The following is a 14,910-nucleotide window of genomic DNA, read 5'->3' as shown; positions in this document are numbered from 1 at the left end:
GGCGACTAACTGCTGGTTACGGGTCTGATATATGCACTCTTCTTTTCAGGGTTTTAGATCAAATTGGCAATAAAGACACCGAAACATATCACTACCACCTTGGATAGGTTAAACTTATGACTTACCCCAGTTTCAAACAAAATAGTGGTAGCGATATGTATAAAGATACCGATCACAACGGCATTCACAACATCTATATACTCAGTTGCCAAGAAACCATTATTGGACACATAGGTACCCAAGGGTGTCATGGCCATAAATACTACCAAGAAACCACCAATTTGGGCCTTGCTATAGCTAGATTGAAGTAAAAAGCCAGTCATTAAAATCGCTATAGGGATTTTGTGAATTAGTACACCCAATACCATATCATTATGATGATGGATAGGAAACCCTTCTAAAAAGCTATGAATACAAAGACTTACAAATAGTACAAGGGGGAACTTTTTATCTTCTCTAAATGTATATGCATGACCGTGTTCTACCCCTTTCGATAAAGATTCCAAAACAATTTGCAACAAAATACCGCACATTATAAAAATACCGGTTTGCATAGCTCCTAAATGATGATACACTTCTGGCAATAAATCAAAAAGAGTTAATGCCAATAGGAATGCACCACTAAATGACAATAGGAGTTTAGTGCCCTTTACTATTTGTTTTTTGGTCACTAAGGCAATTACAACACCAATTACTATGGCAAAAGCCGGCAGCAAATATTTACTCATGAGCATCTCTTTAAAAAATTTACTCTATTTTTTTTGGTCCTGTTATTTATCAACCTTCATTCTGCTAGAATATGTTTTACTTACAATTTTCCACTTCCCATTAATTTTTAAAAGATGCATGAAATCTATGTAAGAAAAGGTGTCATATTCCAACTCTAACTGGGCACTAGCAGCATCCCCTGCTATATTTATAGCTATAATGTGGGTTTTTGTTTCTACAGGATCATTTGCGTTGACGTAAGCGCTCAGCGCTTCAACAGCATTTACTTCTTCATAATCCTTTTCTATCCACTTCATGGTGGCATTTGGATGGAATGCCAGTTCAAAAGACCCTGCATTGTGCGTAGTCATTCCGTCGAGGTAATGATTAATTGTTGTTTCAATCAATTGAAGATCGCTATTTTGTGCTTGTACTTGTGTCATAAAAATTGTAATTAAGGTGAATACGAAAAATATTTTTTTCATGATAAATTATTTGATTTTGAATTTCTGAAATAAGGTTGTTAAGGACGCAATGCTACCTTAAGTGTTCCTGAAGAACGATCACGCATTAAATCATATCCTTTTTCTGCCTCGGATAATGGCAAAATATCTGTGAAGATCTTACTGGGATCAATTATTCCTCTCTCTACTATGGGAAGTAGTTTGTTCATGTATGCAGCTACATTTACAACACCGGTATGAATGGTTATATTCCTAAACAAGGCTGATGAATAGGGTTGATCAACAGGTTCATAAAGGTGACCAAAACCGAGAACACTTATGGATGCACCAGCCTGCGTCATTTCCATACCTTGTGCAATCGCTGTTTTATTGCCCACAGAATCGATTACAGAATTGGCACCACGCCCTTCTGTAAGTGACTTCACAAATGCCACGGGATCTTCATTTTTTGAATTCACTACATGGGTTGCACCAATAGTTCTTGCCAATTCTAATCGACTATCGTGACGCCCTACAAGAATTATAGTGGATGGTCCGAATAACGTAGCAGCCATAATCGCACTTAGACCAACTGCTCCATCACCAATAACCACTACAGTTTCCCCTGTCTTAATATTAGCATTTAATGCGCCATGATAACCCGTAGCGAAGTTATCCCCTAGGGGAAGAACCTTAGTGTCATGTTCATCTCCGGTTAGACCTTTTGGAAGCTTAAATAATGTCGAGTTACCGTAAGGAACGCGTATAAACTCGGCCTGTCCTCCCTGTATATCATCACCACCATGCTGTGCAAAAAGTGGGGTGCCAAATAAACCTCCATGGTCGCATGCTGAAGGCAAATCACGCTTACAGTAGTAACAATCGCCATCAACAAACATAGCGGAAGCAATTACCCGGTCCCCTACCTTTAACGAATGTATATCTTTACCTACTTGGTCTACTACCCCCACAAATTCATGACCAATCCGCATTCCCTCAAATAGACCCATTTCGGGTCCGTTTTGGGTAAATTCTAAATCTGCACCACATACACCTGCAAGTGTAATTCGCACAATAACATCATCATCTTTTAATAACTGTGGCTTTGGTATATCCACAACTGCAACTTTTGCTCTTTCTTTATATACTACTGCTTTCATAATAACTCTTTTAATTTGTTTTCACTTTTTATTTAAGAAAATTAGAATACGCTCTATCGGGCAAATAGCTTGATATAGCGGGCATCAAATCTGTCAATTATCGACATGACAAAGTTGCTTCGTACGGGAAGGGATTACTATGATCTTTGGTAAGAAAAATGCTTGACTTTGGTCAAGGAGAAAAATTGATATAGATCAATTTTTATTTATGAGCGCGAACGAATTCTACTTATGGACTCTGGAGAGATTCCTAAATAGGAAGCTAGGACGTATTGAGGGACCCTATTGGCGATCTGAGGATATTTGTCAACGAACTCCCAATATCGTTCTTCGGAGGTTTTACTAATGTTAGAGATGGTTCTTTTGTATGAAAAGGACATAGACCTTTCTGTAAATAATCTAAAATATTGACAAAGGGAATGTATTCTACTGCAAAGCTCTTCAACATCATCATATTTCATCTGTAAGATTAGGGAGTCTTCAAGAGCTTCGGCATAGTACTCGGCTGGGGTTCGATGTATATAACTATAGAAGTCTGTAAAAAACCAATCTTCAATTGCAATGATTATTGTATGCTCTTTTCCCGAGTCGTCTAAATAGAAAACCCTAACGACACCTTCCACAATATAGTTTCGATATTCGGATACAAATCCAGGTTGGACAATAAATTGTCTTTTCTTTACTCTTGTGGGTTTTAATATTGAGGTAAACTCCTCTATTTCGTCATCAGAGAGTTGGACAAACCTGGCAATGTTATCCAATATTCCTTTGTATATACTCATCCATTACTGTTTTTGACTCTTGTAAATAATGCGCTACGACGATATCCTAATTGAAAAGTAGCGAGTTGGATTCTTAAATGTAGGAAATTGAATCCGTTTATACTTTTATTTCCATTCCCAATTCAGTTCGTCAATATATTTAGCTCCTAACTCAGTTACTCGTTTTTTAAATTCTGCTTGATTTTCAATCGAGTGTTTTGGTATAATCAGAGAAATATCAGTTGTCAGTTTTATAAAAAAATGGCTTTTTGTTTCTATTAATTCCTTTAGTTCAGTTCCGCTTATTCTACTTTGAGATGTGAAATCTCTGGCATCCAATGAGTTTTTATCAAAGTCAATCTCAATAGGTACGTTAATCCTGTTTTTATAATTTTCCTCTACATGTTTTTTGAAATGGTTTTTGTATCTCCATTTAGAATATAATGGATGAAAAACAAACCATAAAACTCCAAATGCAATCAAAGCAATTCCAATTCCTAATTTTTCGTTTTGATTTGCAATAAAAATTCCGAGCAATACATAAATTATAGGGATCATGATCCGAGAACGAAGTCGTCTTTTTTTATGTAGTTTAGATCTTGAAGAAGCATAAAGCTGATACTCTAAAAAATCCGAATTCGTAAGCTGATATTTTATGTTCATTAAATGGCTTGGTTTGGACTATTACACTTAATGTGCTCGTGCATGCATAGTAAGGAATCTAAAACACTATTTCTTCAGTAAGTAATTTACGAAATAATAACCGTGCAACTACTTGAAGGTTTGCGTCTTCTGGAGCTCACCAGCCTCGTTATACACCTTCCATGTGCCCTTCTTCTTGCCGTGTTCGAAGCTGCCTTCGTCCCAGAGTTGGCCATTGGTATGGTATCGCTTCCATACCCCGTGCTTCTGCCCTTCATCGTCAAAACTGCCTATCCCACGCGGTTCGCCCGTCTTGAAGAACCATTTCCATTGACCAACGATCTTTCCGTCCTTGAAGCTGCCGGAGGATTGCATCTGGCCATTGTTGAGAAAGTACGTCCACTTTCCCGATTTCTTTCCGTTGTCGAACTCACCTTCGCAAGAGACAAGACCGTTCTTAAAGAACAACTTAAAGGGTCCATTTTTAGGATTGCCGTGTTCATCGATTCCAGGGATATCTTTCATTGGATTCTTTTTTATTGTGTACAACGTCTTGTTATGGCTTGCTGCCATATTAAAGATTGTACTTTATCCAGTCGCCATTAATGTATACTCTAGAAGAGCAATTAAAGTTAGCCAAATTTTGACAATGTGTTTTTTATATTGTTGGCAACAGTCGTTACTCCTCCAGTACAACTATTTTATTTCTGTCCAATGTGAAGGTAGATTCCGGAATTTTTCGCTCCTCAATTTTCACAGCCTCCGAAACTGATTTAAAAAACCCTGCAAAGACATGCTCATTTCTTATACTTACTGCTTCCGAAAGCTCAATGTACTTATTCCAAAATCCGGAGGTATAGTTTTTATACTGTTCTGGGTTCAATCTATACTTGGGGTTATAGTAATGCCTCCCGTCTGTAATTTTAAAAGGGAAGTCAGGATCTGTAGACTCATATTTTAATACAATTGATGGGCACATTTCACCTAAAATCATTCTTTTCTGATCGGTTTCTTTCCTGAGGGCAATAAGTTTGTCAGAATTTTCATCGAGTCTGGATTTAATAATGGTATCAGATTTTTCATATTCCAAATAACTAAATCCTTCATCGAGTCTTACGATAGTTTTAGACCAACCTTGTTCGCCTTTGGAATTATATATCATAACATATTTATCTTCTTTAACATAAGCCGTAAAGGAGTCACCAATTAAGGTTGCCAAATATTCTTTTGGTATATTTTCATTTAAGGACTCATATTCAATTTTGTAATCGATTTGACCCTCAAAATAGTTTTGAGCGTACAAAGTAGTCGAACATATAAATAGGATAAGCTGAACTAAAATTAATTGGTGTTTCATAGATTGTTGCTAAGGTGTTCGTGTACGATTAGTTGCACTGACTGGAACGAAGTTAGCAAAAGAAAAAGAACCAGTGGAAATTCCTAATAGGCAAGAACTTAGTAATTGATTATACACGTTGCTATAGGTTGGCGTCCTTTCATCAATATCAAAAATATTAGGGTTAAATTCCAAAAAATTCATTTTCGAATCAAAAATACAATGTATCGTATCATTGATTTTTGTATCGTTTAATTCAGCTTCTAAATAGTGCTTGACAATTAAAAACTTCAGTTCCGATTTTGAAGATTTATAATCTATTGTAGTTTTTTTCAATTCTTCTTGATATTCTATAATATTAGTTTTTATGGTAGTAATTTGTGCTTTGGCTTTTCTTATTTCGATTTTGAAACTATCTATTACCATTGAATTATAAGCCGGACCACTTTCAGATTTTTCTTTAATTGATTGATTATAAATTGAAATATTCTCTTCGAATAATCTAATAATTCTACGACTATCTGAAATAACAGAATTTAAATCCTTTATAATTAATTCCTGAAAATACTCATCTCCAGCATTATATTGTTCCAAAATATCTATGTTGGATATTTTCAGAGTGATATTTTTTTCAGCGGCATTCTTTTTATAAGAATCGACAATTGCTTCCTTGTATTTCGATTCTTGGCAAGAATTTAATATGAGAATAATTGAAATTAATTTTAAGATTATCGTCTTTTTCATTTGTAGTAGCAAGCTTGCCTGTAATGATCACGCAGGTAAAGCGAGTAACGCGGTCGAGCTGGCTCGACATTTAGCTACGGTAGCATTTAACGCTATTTGTTTTAATCGCAAGTTGGTACATGTACAGCAGCACCTTGCCTTTATGGGTTATAAAGATATGGAATAAGAGCATATTGCCGTGTGCTGGGTAACCATTGGAGAAAATAGGATTAAAGCAAGCCGTAGATCGGAGGCTCAACCGTGCCGACAGGCATTTTACCAACGGGTGTCTTGCTAGTCATAACTTTATTCCCTATTCATTTTATGAAATCCACTTATTTCGGCTATGGCGTGCATGACATCATCTTGATCAGATTTTTTATTCCAACCTTTAATTGCTAATTCAGCTCTAACTTCACTCTCTGACTTTTCCATTTCGAAAAGATAGATTGCGTATTCAAGTACTTTTTCTGGAATTCTTTCAATCATATACGTCGCCGTAATTCCTGCAACTTTTGCAACGGCCAAATAGTAAGGGAAAACAATTTGAAAAATCCAGCTCAAAGTAAGCCCAATCCAACCTGTATTTAAGTCCTTTATTGTCAAGCCACTTTCAAATCGTATTCTCATAAATTCTAAAAAACCAAGCCCCGAAATATTGTTTTCTACTGTTATTAATTGATATTGAGAGATTTGATTGGTTAAAAACATTATAATCATCATTCCACCAATCATTATTTGGATTGGTCGAAATTCGATATAATTGGCTTTCTTCAAAACTTGACCAAAGAAGTATCCAATTCCAATTCCGATACCTAATTCATAAAGAAATATAAGATAAGTGAAGTTCACAGTTAATAATGCAATTAAAAGTCCAAATAAAACGGCTATAACCAGACCTCCGATTAAAGAAATAGTTACGTTCGGTTTTCCGATTTTTTTTGGCATGGGTAATTCGGTCGGAATTTCATAATCAGCCCAACTATCTTGTTTTTCAAGCTCAGTTTCTAAAGCAACAAGTTTTCCGTTTTCTTTATACTCGGTTGCTAACTTTTGAAAAAGAGCAATGAACAAACCTGTCCTTTTAGAGTTTTTACCAAAATCAAAAAAATTTCCTTCGAGTGTTTTACTTTGGACTTCAATTCGACCAGAAGCTTTTTTTGTAACAGTTATTTTTTCTGTGAATTTATTCCAATCCCCTATTCTTTTTGCTTCAACAGATTTTTTGTCCCTGTAAACAATTGGCCATTCAAGTTTTTGAAATACTTCAATTATTAATGGAATCATTTGACCTTCTTCAATATCTGTTTTGAATGATTCCGAAAATTCAGGCTTGTATTTTAAGCTGTATTTCCTCTTAATTGTTGATTGTAGGTTTTCGTATTCTATGTTCATTTCGGTATTACTGACACAACTAATTTATTAAAAAGGCAGGAATTTCCTATTCGGAAATTCCCGCCTTTATTGTGGTTACAGGTTGTTAGGTAACATTTTCTTTTATCGTAGCAAACAAACTCTCGATTATTGGTACATGCCATTGCATCAATAACCTGTTCATTGTTAAAGCCAGCTATGGATTGTAAATACTGGAGCATATAATTTTCCCCATTTGCTCCTCCTGGAACTGATAAGGTTGTTCCTTTATTTGAAACCAACCTCCACCATAAATCGATGCCCCATGGACCCGTATCATCTGTTTGGATTATAACCTTTTGTAGCTGTGCAGTTGGAAAACTCCAGACATAATTCTCAGGATCGGTAGTTATAATTTTTTCAGAATCAATAGTGACTTTCCAATTTGCTTGAGGCATTCGTTTTGTTAAGTTTTTTCGTCTAAAAAAGTCAAAGAATCCCATGTTCTTAAATGTTACCTAATGGTTTGTGTATGGCTTCGTTGCGTAGGCTGGAACTAAGTTAGCAAAAGAAAAGGAACCAGAGAAAATTCCTAATAGGCAAGAACTAAGTAATTGATTATACATGTTGTTACGTGCTGTAAAATCTATTTTACAACCGTGTTTCTGTACCATTTTCTGGATTCTGATGTGAATAATAAATATACGGCATAGGCAAACAATAGCACTTGTCCTAAAGATAGTACCCCAATTAGCATGCTGGTATTAAATGAATCTTCTATGATTTTTGGAAACGGGATCAGACTCAAAAGAAAAATAACTATCAAAACTATTCTCGACCATCTTTTTCCTAACCCGACTAAATAGCCGAGCAAAACTGTAAAACCTGTGATGGCCAGAAGAAATTTCAAAATTATTGGGTCTGATAAGACCTTTTGACCAGTAGTGACTTCCATTATTAATGGGTTCAATATTCCAACAATTGCCGATATATATATCATTTTGGAAGCCTTTGATATTGATTTAGGTGTTTGTTCTTTTATGGTCAATTTATTCTCAGTTTAATTTTTCGTGCAGTTGCTCTTTTAATGCACACGATGGTCACGCAGGTAAAGCAAGTAGCGTTGCCGGGCTGGCTCAACGTTTAGCTACGGTAGCTTTTAACCCTGTTTTCATATACATTATTGGCTGTAGTTTTATTTATTGAGCATTATTTTAATCGTTTCAAATTTCAATTCTGAGTCAACTATTCTTATCATATAAACTCCATTTGGCAAGTCATATAGTTCCTTTGAAAACTTATTTCCTCTTTGATTTTCTTCTGAAACGAGAGAACCATTTAAGTCGAAAATCTGGATTTCATAATTGTCCTCTTTTTCAAGATTGATATGTATTTTTCCAACAGAAGGATTAGGATAAAATGAACTTACCAATTTTGTTTTTTCATAGGCCTTTGGTTTTGTTACGATCCCAAACTCATCCATCATTCCCGGTGTTACGACTATGGGATAAAAATTCATTGTTATTTCGTCCTCTGTTGCCTTATTAATTACGTCGGGCATTGAATAGTCACTTAATGGTTTTTCCAATGGCGGTGCATCTCCAATCAATATGATCATTCGTTTATGTTCCGATTTCCAAAAATTTTCTTTTGAACTTTGAAAAAAACCATCATAAACAGATTCCGGGTAATCTTCTCCATTAGTAACTTTTATTCCATTTATGAATTTTTTTGCTGATTCTAAATTAGTTTCAAAGTTTTTAAATGAGAACCAATCCTTACCGTCATAATTTTTATCTCCATAAAGTCCAATTGCCACTCGTACATTTTTGTACTTATTAATAGAATTGATGATTTCTGTTAATCCTTTTTGAACATTTGCAATATCATCTTCCATACTGCCTGTTTTATCTATTAGGAAAAGAATATCAGAATTATCTGCGGAATGTTTTTCAATGATATATTTGATTTCATTTGAAATCAGTTCCGAATTAACTAAAAGTTTAAGTTCTCCTTTGGTTTCTTTTGCTAATTCAAAAAACTTATTTGTTGTCGTCGAGTCAATAATTTCTTTGTCAAATAAAGGAGGAACATAAATATTGACTTTATTTATTGAATCGAGAATTACCATAATTGAATCATTATTCCTTTTCCGTAATTCTAAAAGCTCACTTTCGGTTAATTTTCTTTCCTTATCAATATTGCAAGAAGAGATTAGTAAAGTCAGAATTAGGATTGACAAATATCTTATGTTCATATGAATTTCCGTTTTCTCAAATTATTGGCAACGCTATTGTGTGTGGCTTCGTTGCGTAGGCTGGAACTAAGTTAGCAAAAGAAAAGGAACCAGAGGAAATTCCCAGTAGGCAAGAACTTAGTAATTGATTATACACCTTCTTCGCAACTATTTATTATAGGTAATTGAAGAATAGTTCAACCAAAACACCGAGAACAAAACTGATGAAGGCAGCTATTAACGAAATTCGTTTTAGCCCAAAAATATTTTTAAAGGCCAACCATAGGCAAACTAAAGCACATATAGAAAGAACAATGGTTCCATATAAAGGCACTATACTTTCGAAAAGACCAATTTGATCGAAAATCGGATCTAGAATAGCTGTAAAACCAAAAAGGGTTAAAGCAAAGTTTGTTTTTTTATCCCCAATGAGTAAATAATAAGCTGCGATAAGTAACTCAACAGATAATACTAAAGGTCCAAATTGATTATAATACGCTCTTTTGAAATATGCCTCATATCCTTGTGGGAAGTCAATTTTTAAAAGAAAAGCTAGACTTAAAGTGATAGCAACAATTAGAAGGACTGACGAAATAGTTTTTCTTTTTTTCACAAGAGTATCTCAATTTTTGCCAACGGTTTTGTTTATGGCTCGTTGCGTGTTTCAACAACTAATTTAGCAAATACAAACCGAATAGAAAATCTGCGAGGATTTTCGTAAGTTAATGAGTACTAGCAATAAATTATACACTGTGTTGACAAGAGTTTATTTTATTTCAAAACCAGATAAATTTCGTTTTTTAGCATGTGATAAGCATCTTTTTCAATTTCCCAGTTATTATAATTTCCAGCCGTAGTTATAACGACTAGATTAGAGTTCAAATCCCAAAATATATTCTGGTCACCATTTCCATTGGCTGATACAATATTTGTTCTTGTTTTGTTAATTAGGTCATGCCAAATCCAAAACTGATAGCCATAATACTCATTCCAATCCAATGCATCGCTAGGAAATTCAATTTGTTTTGAGAAGGACGAATCAATCCAATTTGCTGATATAATTTGATTCCCTTCCCATTTACCTTTGTTAAGGTAGAGAATAGCATAATTTAATAACCCTCTAGATGTCAACCTTAAACCAGAAGGTCCAGCATAAATGTTGGATTTTTCAAATTTCAACCATTCATGCTTATCTATTTGAATTTTTTTGAAAAGGTAATTAGTAGCAAAATCGTCAATGGTCATTCCAGACGCTCTTTCAATGATTTCCACCAAAATTTGCGTTGCTCCACCGGAATAATTGAACATAGTTCCGGGTGAGTGTATCAAAGGTCTCGACAATACATATTCGATAGGTGTGTCGTTAAACATCATAATTGTTTCATCGTTAGAGGGATCCGTATATGGGACGTCCTCATTCCAATCAAAACCTGTAGTCATAGTAAGGAAATGGCGTACAGTCCAATCTTCTTTCTCATTAATCAGAATTGAATGAAACTCAGGAAAAAAAGAACTTATTTTCTGATCAACGCTCTTTAACAGTCCCTGATCTATTGCGATTCCGACACATGTCGATACAATACTTTTGGTGATGCTCCTTATATCATGAAGGCTGTTTTGCGAGTGCTGCACAACGCCAACATTTTTCCCGAGAACTTCGTCCTTACCACTTAAATATTTTTCGTACACCAAATCGCCTTTACTATAAATGATAACACTATGAAAGTTTGGGTAATATCCGCTTTGTAATTTGTTGGTTAAATCGTAAAAAGTACTTTGCTGAGTGGAGATGGTTTTCCCAGAATTTTGATTCTCACAGCCAAGAATAAATGTAGTCACTAATATTAAATATATCCATTTTATAAATGAAGAACCAAATTCTTGCCAACGGTCTTGTATTTGATATGTAGCCATATTGTTTAGTCACTATTATTCCGTCGAGACTAGGTTTTATTCGCTGAGGAGCTATTAAAGTTAGCCAAATTTTGGCAATGTGTGATATGCGTTATTAGCGAACATCTTTTATTGCGATTATTCTAATTCTTTTGTAGTCCGCAAACCATTTTCCGTTTATTAAGCATTTTTCTTTTACACTTTCTTGTACTTCATTCTTAATTTCCTCTATGTGCTTTTCCGCAACTCCAACGAAAAAGTTCGCTGCGAACATAGAAATCCAATCCTTTATTCCGGAATGTTCATCCGCAAGTTCAGTTGAACGGTCATAATGCTCTGCAAAAAGAACTCTAAATCCAGCTGATTCCAGTTCTGTTGAATATTCCCCAATTGAAGGAAAATACCATAAATCTAAATTGGATTGGCTATCGTAGCTTCTCACTTTCAGTGAATTTCGTAATTCATGAACAATGGTCTGCACATTTCCTTTACCTCCAAACTCAAGAACAACTTTTCCATTTGGTTTTAAATTGTCATACATACATTTTATAGCTCCCTTATAGTCTTTTACCCAGTGAAGTGTTGCATTTGAAAAAATCGAGTCGAACTTTTCGTTAAATCCGAAATTACCGGCGTCCGCTACTTGAAACTCAATGCTAGGAAACTTTGATTTTGCATCCGCAATCATTTCAACCGATTTGTCAATGCCAATTACCTCCTTTGCCAATTCACTTATTTTAAAAGTCAATTGTCCCGAACCACAACCCAAATCCAAAATTCTTTGATTTTCTTTTGGATCCAATAGTTTTATTAAATCTTCACCATATTCATAAACAAAAGAATGTTTCTCATTATAAGGTTCGGGTTTCCATTTGGTTGTAGTATCGTTCATTCAAATGTTTGCTAACGATTTTGTGTATGATTTAGTTGCGGGATAATCCGCAGGATTGTTCCGCTTAACTAAGATACTCTTTTGTGGGAAATGATCTTAAACATCGCCAACAGCCAACAATTAATTATACACCTTGTTGTACACAGTATTTCTTCCCAATTAGTATTCCTTTTTATCTTTCTAAACCTATCGTCTTCTTCCACCAGAATAGGTCATCGCTTCACCTTTACCGAATCCATAGCTAATTCCGAAAGTAAAAAACCGTCCTCGCTGTCCAAAACTATACGTTTCAAAAGTGGGTTGGTTAACAAAACGCTCTTGAACTCTTGATGCAAACAGATCTCGTACACCTAAATTTACAATTGCCTTTCCTTTAAATATTTTTTTACGAACGCCTAAATCCATAAATGCAAATCCTGTCTGTTCACCTTGTACGATTTCAAATCCTGAACGGTAATTTCCAGTAAGTTCCACATCAATATCTGCTGGTAATCCTAGTTTTGAGCCTAAACGTGTTGACCATTGGTTTCCTGTAAAATCAAAAACCTGGTCTTCAAAAGTTCCTACCCTATCAAAATAATTGAAGTTGAAATCGCCGGTTAATGTCAGCCATTTATTAGGACTGTATTTTCCGTTGGTCTCAAAACCTATGGATGAATTTGTTCCAATGTTTTCAGGCGTTGTAAAAGTAACGTTATCCTCAAAAGTTGAAACACGTTCAACAACGTCTGTGGTATATCTATGATATAGACTGGAACTTAATGAGGCTTTTCCAATTCTATAAATACTCGTAAGTTCATACGAATCGGTAAATTCTGGCTGTAAATCTGGATTTCCAACTCGAATATTAAAGTTGTTTCTTATGTTGAAAAATGGGTTTAAATCCCATAATCTGGGTCTAAAAATTCGTTTTGAATAGCCTGCTTGAAGTGAAACATTCTCTGAAATTTTATAAGACGTGTGTAGCGTAGGAAAAAAGTTGGTATAGTCCTGATCGTTGCTTTCATTGGTGTTGCTCAATAAGGTGTTTACATTGGTTTGTTCCAGTCTTAATCCTGCTTTTACACCCCATTTTTCTTTTTCGTAGGCACCAGTTACATACAATCCGAGCACTTTTTGGTTCCATTCAAAATTATTGGTCAAATCTTCATTGACTACATACGTTCCATCGACTAAATCCCGTACCTCAAAATCGTTCCCGACATCGTTAATTACATATTGGGCTCCAGTTTCAATTGTATAAACTTCAGATAGCGGATTTACATAATCTGCCTTAAAGGTATAGTCCGCCTGTTGGAAATTGGTTTCGGTTTGTTGGTCACTGTTAACATCTGTGCCTGAAATGGTTCTATCTGTAAACTGCGATTCTTGGTCTTTGCCAAAGAACCTACCCAAAGCACTAAATTGTAAGGTGTGGTCTTCGTTGTTTTCAAATTGCTTTTTATAATTCAGTTCGTATTGGTATTTTGGGTTTGTAGCTTCTGTAGTTTCCTCTCTCAACCAACTTGAAATAAGGTCATTATTACCATCGAAAAATTGAAAATTGGTTGCCGATGGTTGGTCTTCGATTTCATAGGCGAAATTACCGGAAAGCGTTAGCACATTCAAATCGTTTATATGATAATCTGTACCCAATGTAAGGTTGAAAAACGTTTCGTTTCTGAATTCTTCTCCTTTGCTGAAGATAACTTCGTTGTTTGTCAAGTTTCGGTTCGTTGCTTCTCTATCTTGCGGAAGTGAACGATAACCAGCGCCTAATTGAGCAAATAGGTTAAAGTTTTCTGTTCTTCGATTTAGGCTCAAACCTAAACTATGGTTATCAGGAATTCCAGTGTTTACTGAAATTGAACCATTCCAACCTCTTTTTTCTTCTTTTTTAAGGATGATATTTAAAATCCCGGCAGTTCCCGAAGCCTCATATTTTGCTGAAGGATTTGTAATGACCTCAATACTCTCTATCATATCTGCGGTAATCGTTCCCAAGGCATTGCTAGATTCGTCTGCAAGAACTGAGGGTTTTCCATTGATAAGAATTTGAACACCAGAACTTCCACGAAGGCTTATATCGCCTTCAATACTTACGTTTACAGATGGTACATTGTTAAGCACTTCCAACGCACTCGCACCTGTACTGCTTATATCTTTCCCAACGTTAAAAACACGTTTATCCAGTTTAAAAACGGTTTTAGAGACTTCGCCAGTTACGACAACTTCATCGAGTGCTTGACTGCTTGGTGCGAGTCTTATCGTTCCTAAATTTACCTTTCCATTCGTAACTGTAAATTCGGTTAAAGTCTTCGTTTCAAAACCCATAAAACTTATTTCCACATAAAAATTTAGTTTTGTTGTTGTAATGGTAAAATTTCCACTTTCATCCGTAATGACACCTGTTATGTTCTCGTTTGTGCTTTTGTCCTTAATAACCACAGTCGCATAAGGAACAGGTTGAGACGTTTCTTCCTCTATTAATTCCCCTATTATCTCTATATCTTGTTGTGCGATTGCAAAACCACTCGATAAAATGAGCAGTAGTAAGCAGGTGGAACTTTTAAGTATTGATTTCATTTATTGAATTTTATATGAAACAAATAAAGTGAGATAAGGCGAGGGCTCAAAAAGTATACCTGTAAACGACACAACTTTTACCGTAGGAAGCAAAATGCAATTTAACCATTATAAAATGTCGTTTAGAGTAGTAAGATTGAAGATTGGAAGATTGAACAATTAATAAGCGGGATAATAAAGTTAATTTTATGAAATGAA

The 14,910-nt window shown here is 35.2% G+C and carries 16 protein-coding genes; all 16 read right to left on the bottom strand.

The window, feature by feature from the left end:
• Positions 1-53: 53 nt before the first annotated feature.
• A complete protein-coding gene (locus AC6JAD_RS13630) occupies positions 54-728 on the bottom strand; it encodes a ZIP family metal transporter (protein ID WP_461302897.1) in 675 nt (224 codons plus the stop codon).
• A 42-nt stretch (positions 729-770) separates the two neighbouring features.
• On the bottom strand, positions 771-1,193 hold the full coding sequence (locus tag AC6JAD_RS13625) for a nuclear transport factor 2 family protein (protein WP_461302896.1): 423 nt from the start codon (positions 1,191-1,193) through the stop codon (positions 771-773).
• A gap of 38 nt (positions 1,194-1,231) precedes the next feature.
• Positions 1,232-2,311: a zinc-dependent alcohol dehydrogenase gene (locus AC6JAD_RS13620; RefSeq protein ID WP_461302895.1), complete on the bottom strand. Its 1,080-nt coding sequence runs from the start codon at positions 2,309-2,311 to the stop codon at positions 1,232-1,234.
• Positions 2,312-2,517: 206 nt separating this feature from the next.
• Positions 2,518-3,093 carry a Crp/Fnr family transcriptional regulator gene (locus tag AC6JAD_RS13615; RefSeq protein WP_461302894.1) on the bottom strand — a complete coding sequence of 192 codons (576 nt, stop codon included), beginning with the start codon at positions 3,091-3,093 and terminating at the stop codon, positions 2,518-2,520.
• Between the two features lie 105 nt (positions 3,094-3,198).
• The gene (locus AC6JAD_RS13610) at positions 3,199-3,735 is read right to left on the bottom strand and encodes a YcxB family protein (protein ID WP_461302893.1); all 537 of its coding nucleotides are present in this window, start codon (positions 3,733-3,735) and stop codon (positions 3,199-3,201) included.
• A gap of 108 nt (positions 3,736-3,843) precedes the next feature.
• The gene (locus AC6JAD_RS13605; protein ID WP_461302892.1) at positions 3,844-4,287 is read right to left on the bottom strand and encodes a toxin-antitoxin system YwqK family antitoxin; all 444 of its coding nucleotides are present in this window, start codon (positions 4,285-4,287) and stop codon (positions 3,844-3,846) included.
• A 106-nt stretch (positions 4,288-4,393) separates the two neighbouring features.
• On the bottom strand, positions 4,394-5,071 hold the full coding sequence (locus AC6JAD_RS13600) for a hypothetical protein (RefSeq protein WP_461302891.1): 678 nt from the start codon (positions 5,069-5,071) through the stop codon (positions 4,394-4,396).
• A gap of 9 nt (positions 5,072-5,080) precedes the next feature.
• Complete coding sequence (locus AC6JAD_RS13595; RefSeq protein ID WP_461302890.1) at positions 5,081-5,794, bottom strand: hypothetical protein; 714 nt, start codon at positions 5,792-5,794, stop codon at positions 5,081-5,083.
• 285 nt (positions 5,795-6,079) lie between these two features.
• Positions 6,080-7,168, bottom strand: a complete 1,089-nt coding sequence (locus tag AC6JAD_RS13590) for a hypothetical protein (RefSeq protein WP_461302889.1) — start codon at positions 7,166-7,168, stop codon at positions 6,080-6,082.
• Positions 7,165-7,629, bottom strand: coding sequence for a hypothetical protein (locus AC6JAD_RS13585; RefSeq protein WP_461302888.1), 465 nt, complete (start codon positions 7,627-7,629; stop codon positions 7,165-7,167). The genes AC6JAD_RS13590 and AC6JAD_RS13585 overlap by 4 nt, the downstream gene beginning before the upstream one ends.
• 143 nt (positions 7,630-7,772) lie before the next feature.
• Positions 7,773-8,174, bottom strand: coding sequence for a hypothetical protein (locus AC6JAD_RS13580; RefSeq protein WP_461302887.1), 402 nt, complete (start codon positions 8,172-8,174; stop codon positions 7,773-7,775).
• A 147-nt stretch (positions 8,175-8,321) separates the two neighbouring features.
• Positions 8,322-9,383: a T9SS type A sorting domain-containing protein gene (locus AC6JAD_RS13575; protein WP_461302886.1), complete on the bottom strand. Its 1,062-nt coding sequence runs from the start codon at positions 9,381-9,383 to the stop codon at positions 8,322-8,324.
• Positions 9,384-9,537: 154 nt separating this feature from the next.
• A complete protein-coding gene (locus AC6JAD_RS13570; RefSeq protein WP_461302885.1) occupies positions 9,538-9,975 on the bottom strand; it encodes a hypothetical protein in 438 nt (145 codons plus the stop codon).
• A gap of 158 nt (positions 9,976-10,133) precedes the next feature.
• Entirely contained in the window at positions 10,134-11,276 is a 1,143-nt protein-coding gene (locus AC6JAD_RS13565; protein ID WP_461302884.1) for a serine hydrolase domain-containing protein, read from the bottom strand.
• 94 nt (positions 11,277-11,370) lie between these two features.
• On the bottom strand, positions 11,371-12,147 hold the full coding sequence (locus AC6JAD_RS13560) for a class I SAM-dependent methyltransferase (RefSeq protein WP_461302883.1): 777 nt from the start codon (positions 12,145-12,147) through the stop codon (positions 11,371-11,373).
• A gap of 186 nt (positions 12,148-12,333) precedes the next feature.
• Positions 12,334-14,712: a TonB-dependent receptor gene (locus tag AC6JAD_RS13555; protein ID WP_461302882.1), complete on the bottom strand. Its 2,379-nt coding sequence runs from the start codon at positions 14,710-14,712 to the stop codon at positions 12,334-12,336.
• Positions 14,713-14,910: the final 198 nt, after the last annotated feature.

It is taken from the genome of Aureisphaera sp., assembly GCF_059726885.1.
Note: the sequence above shows the minus strand (reverse complement) of the source record. Positions and strands in the feature narration are given on the sequence as shown.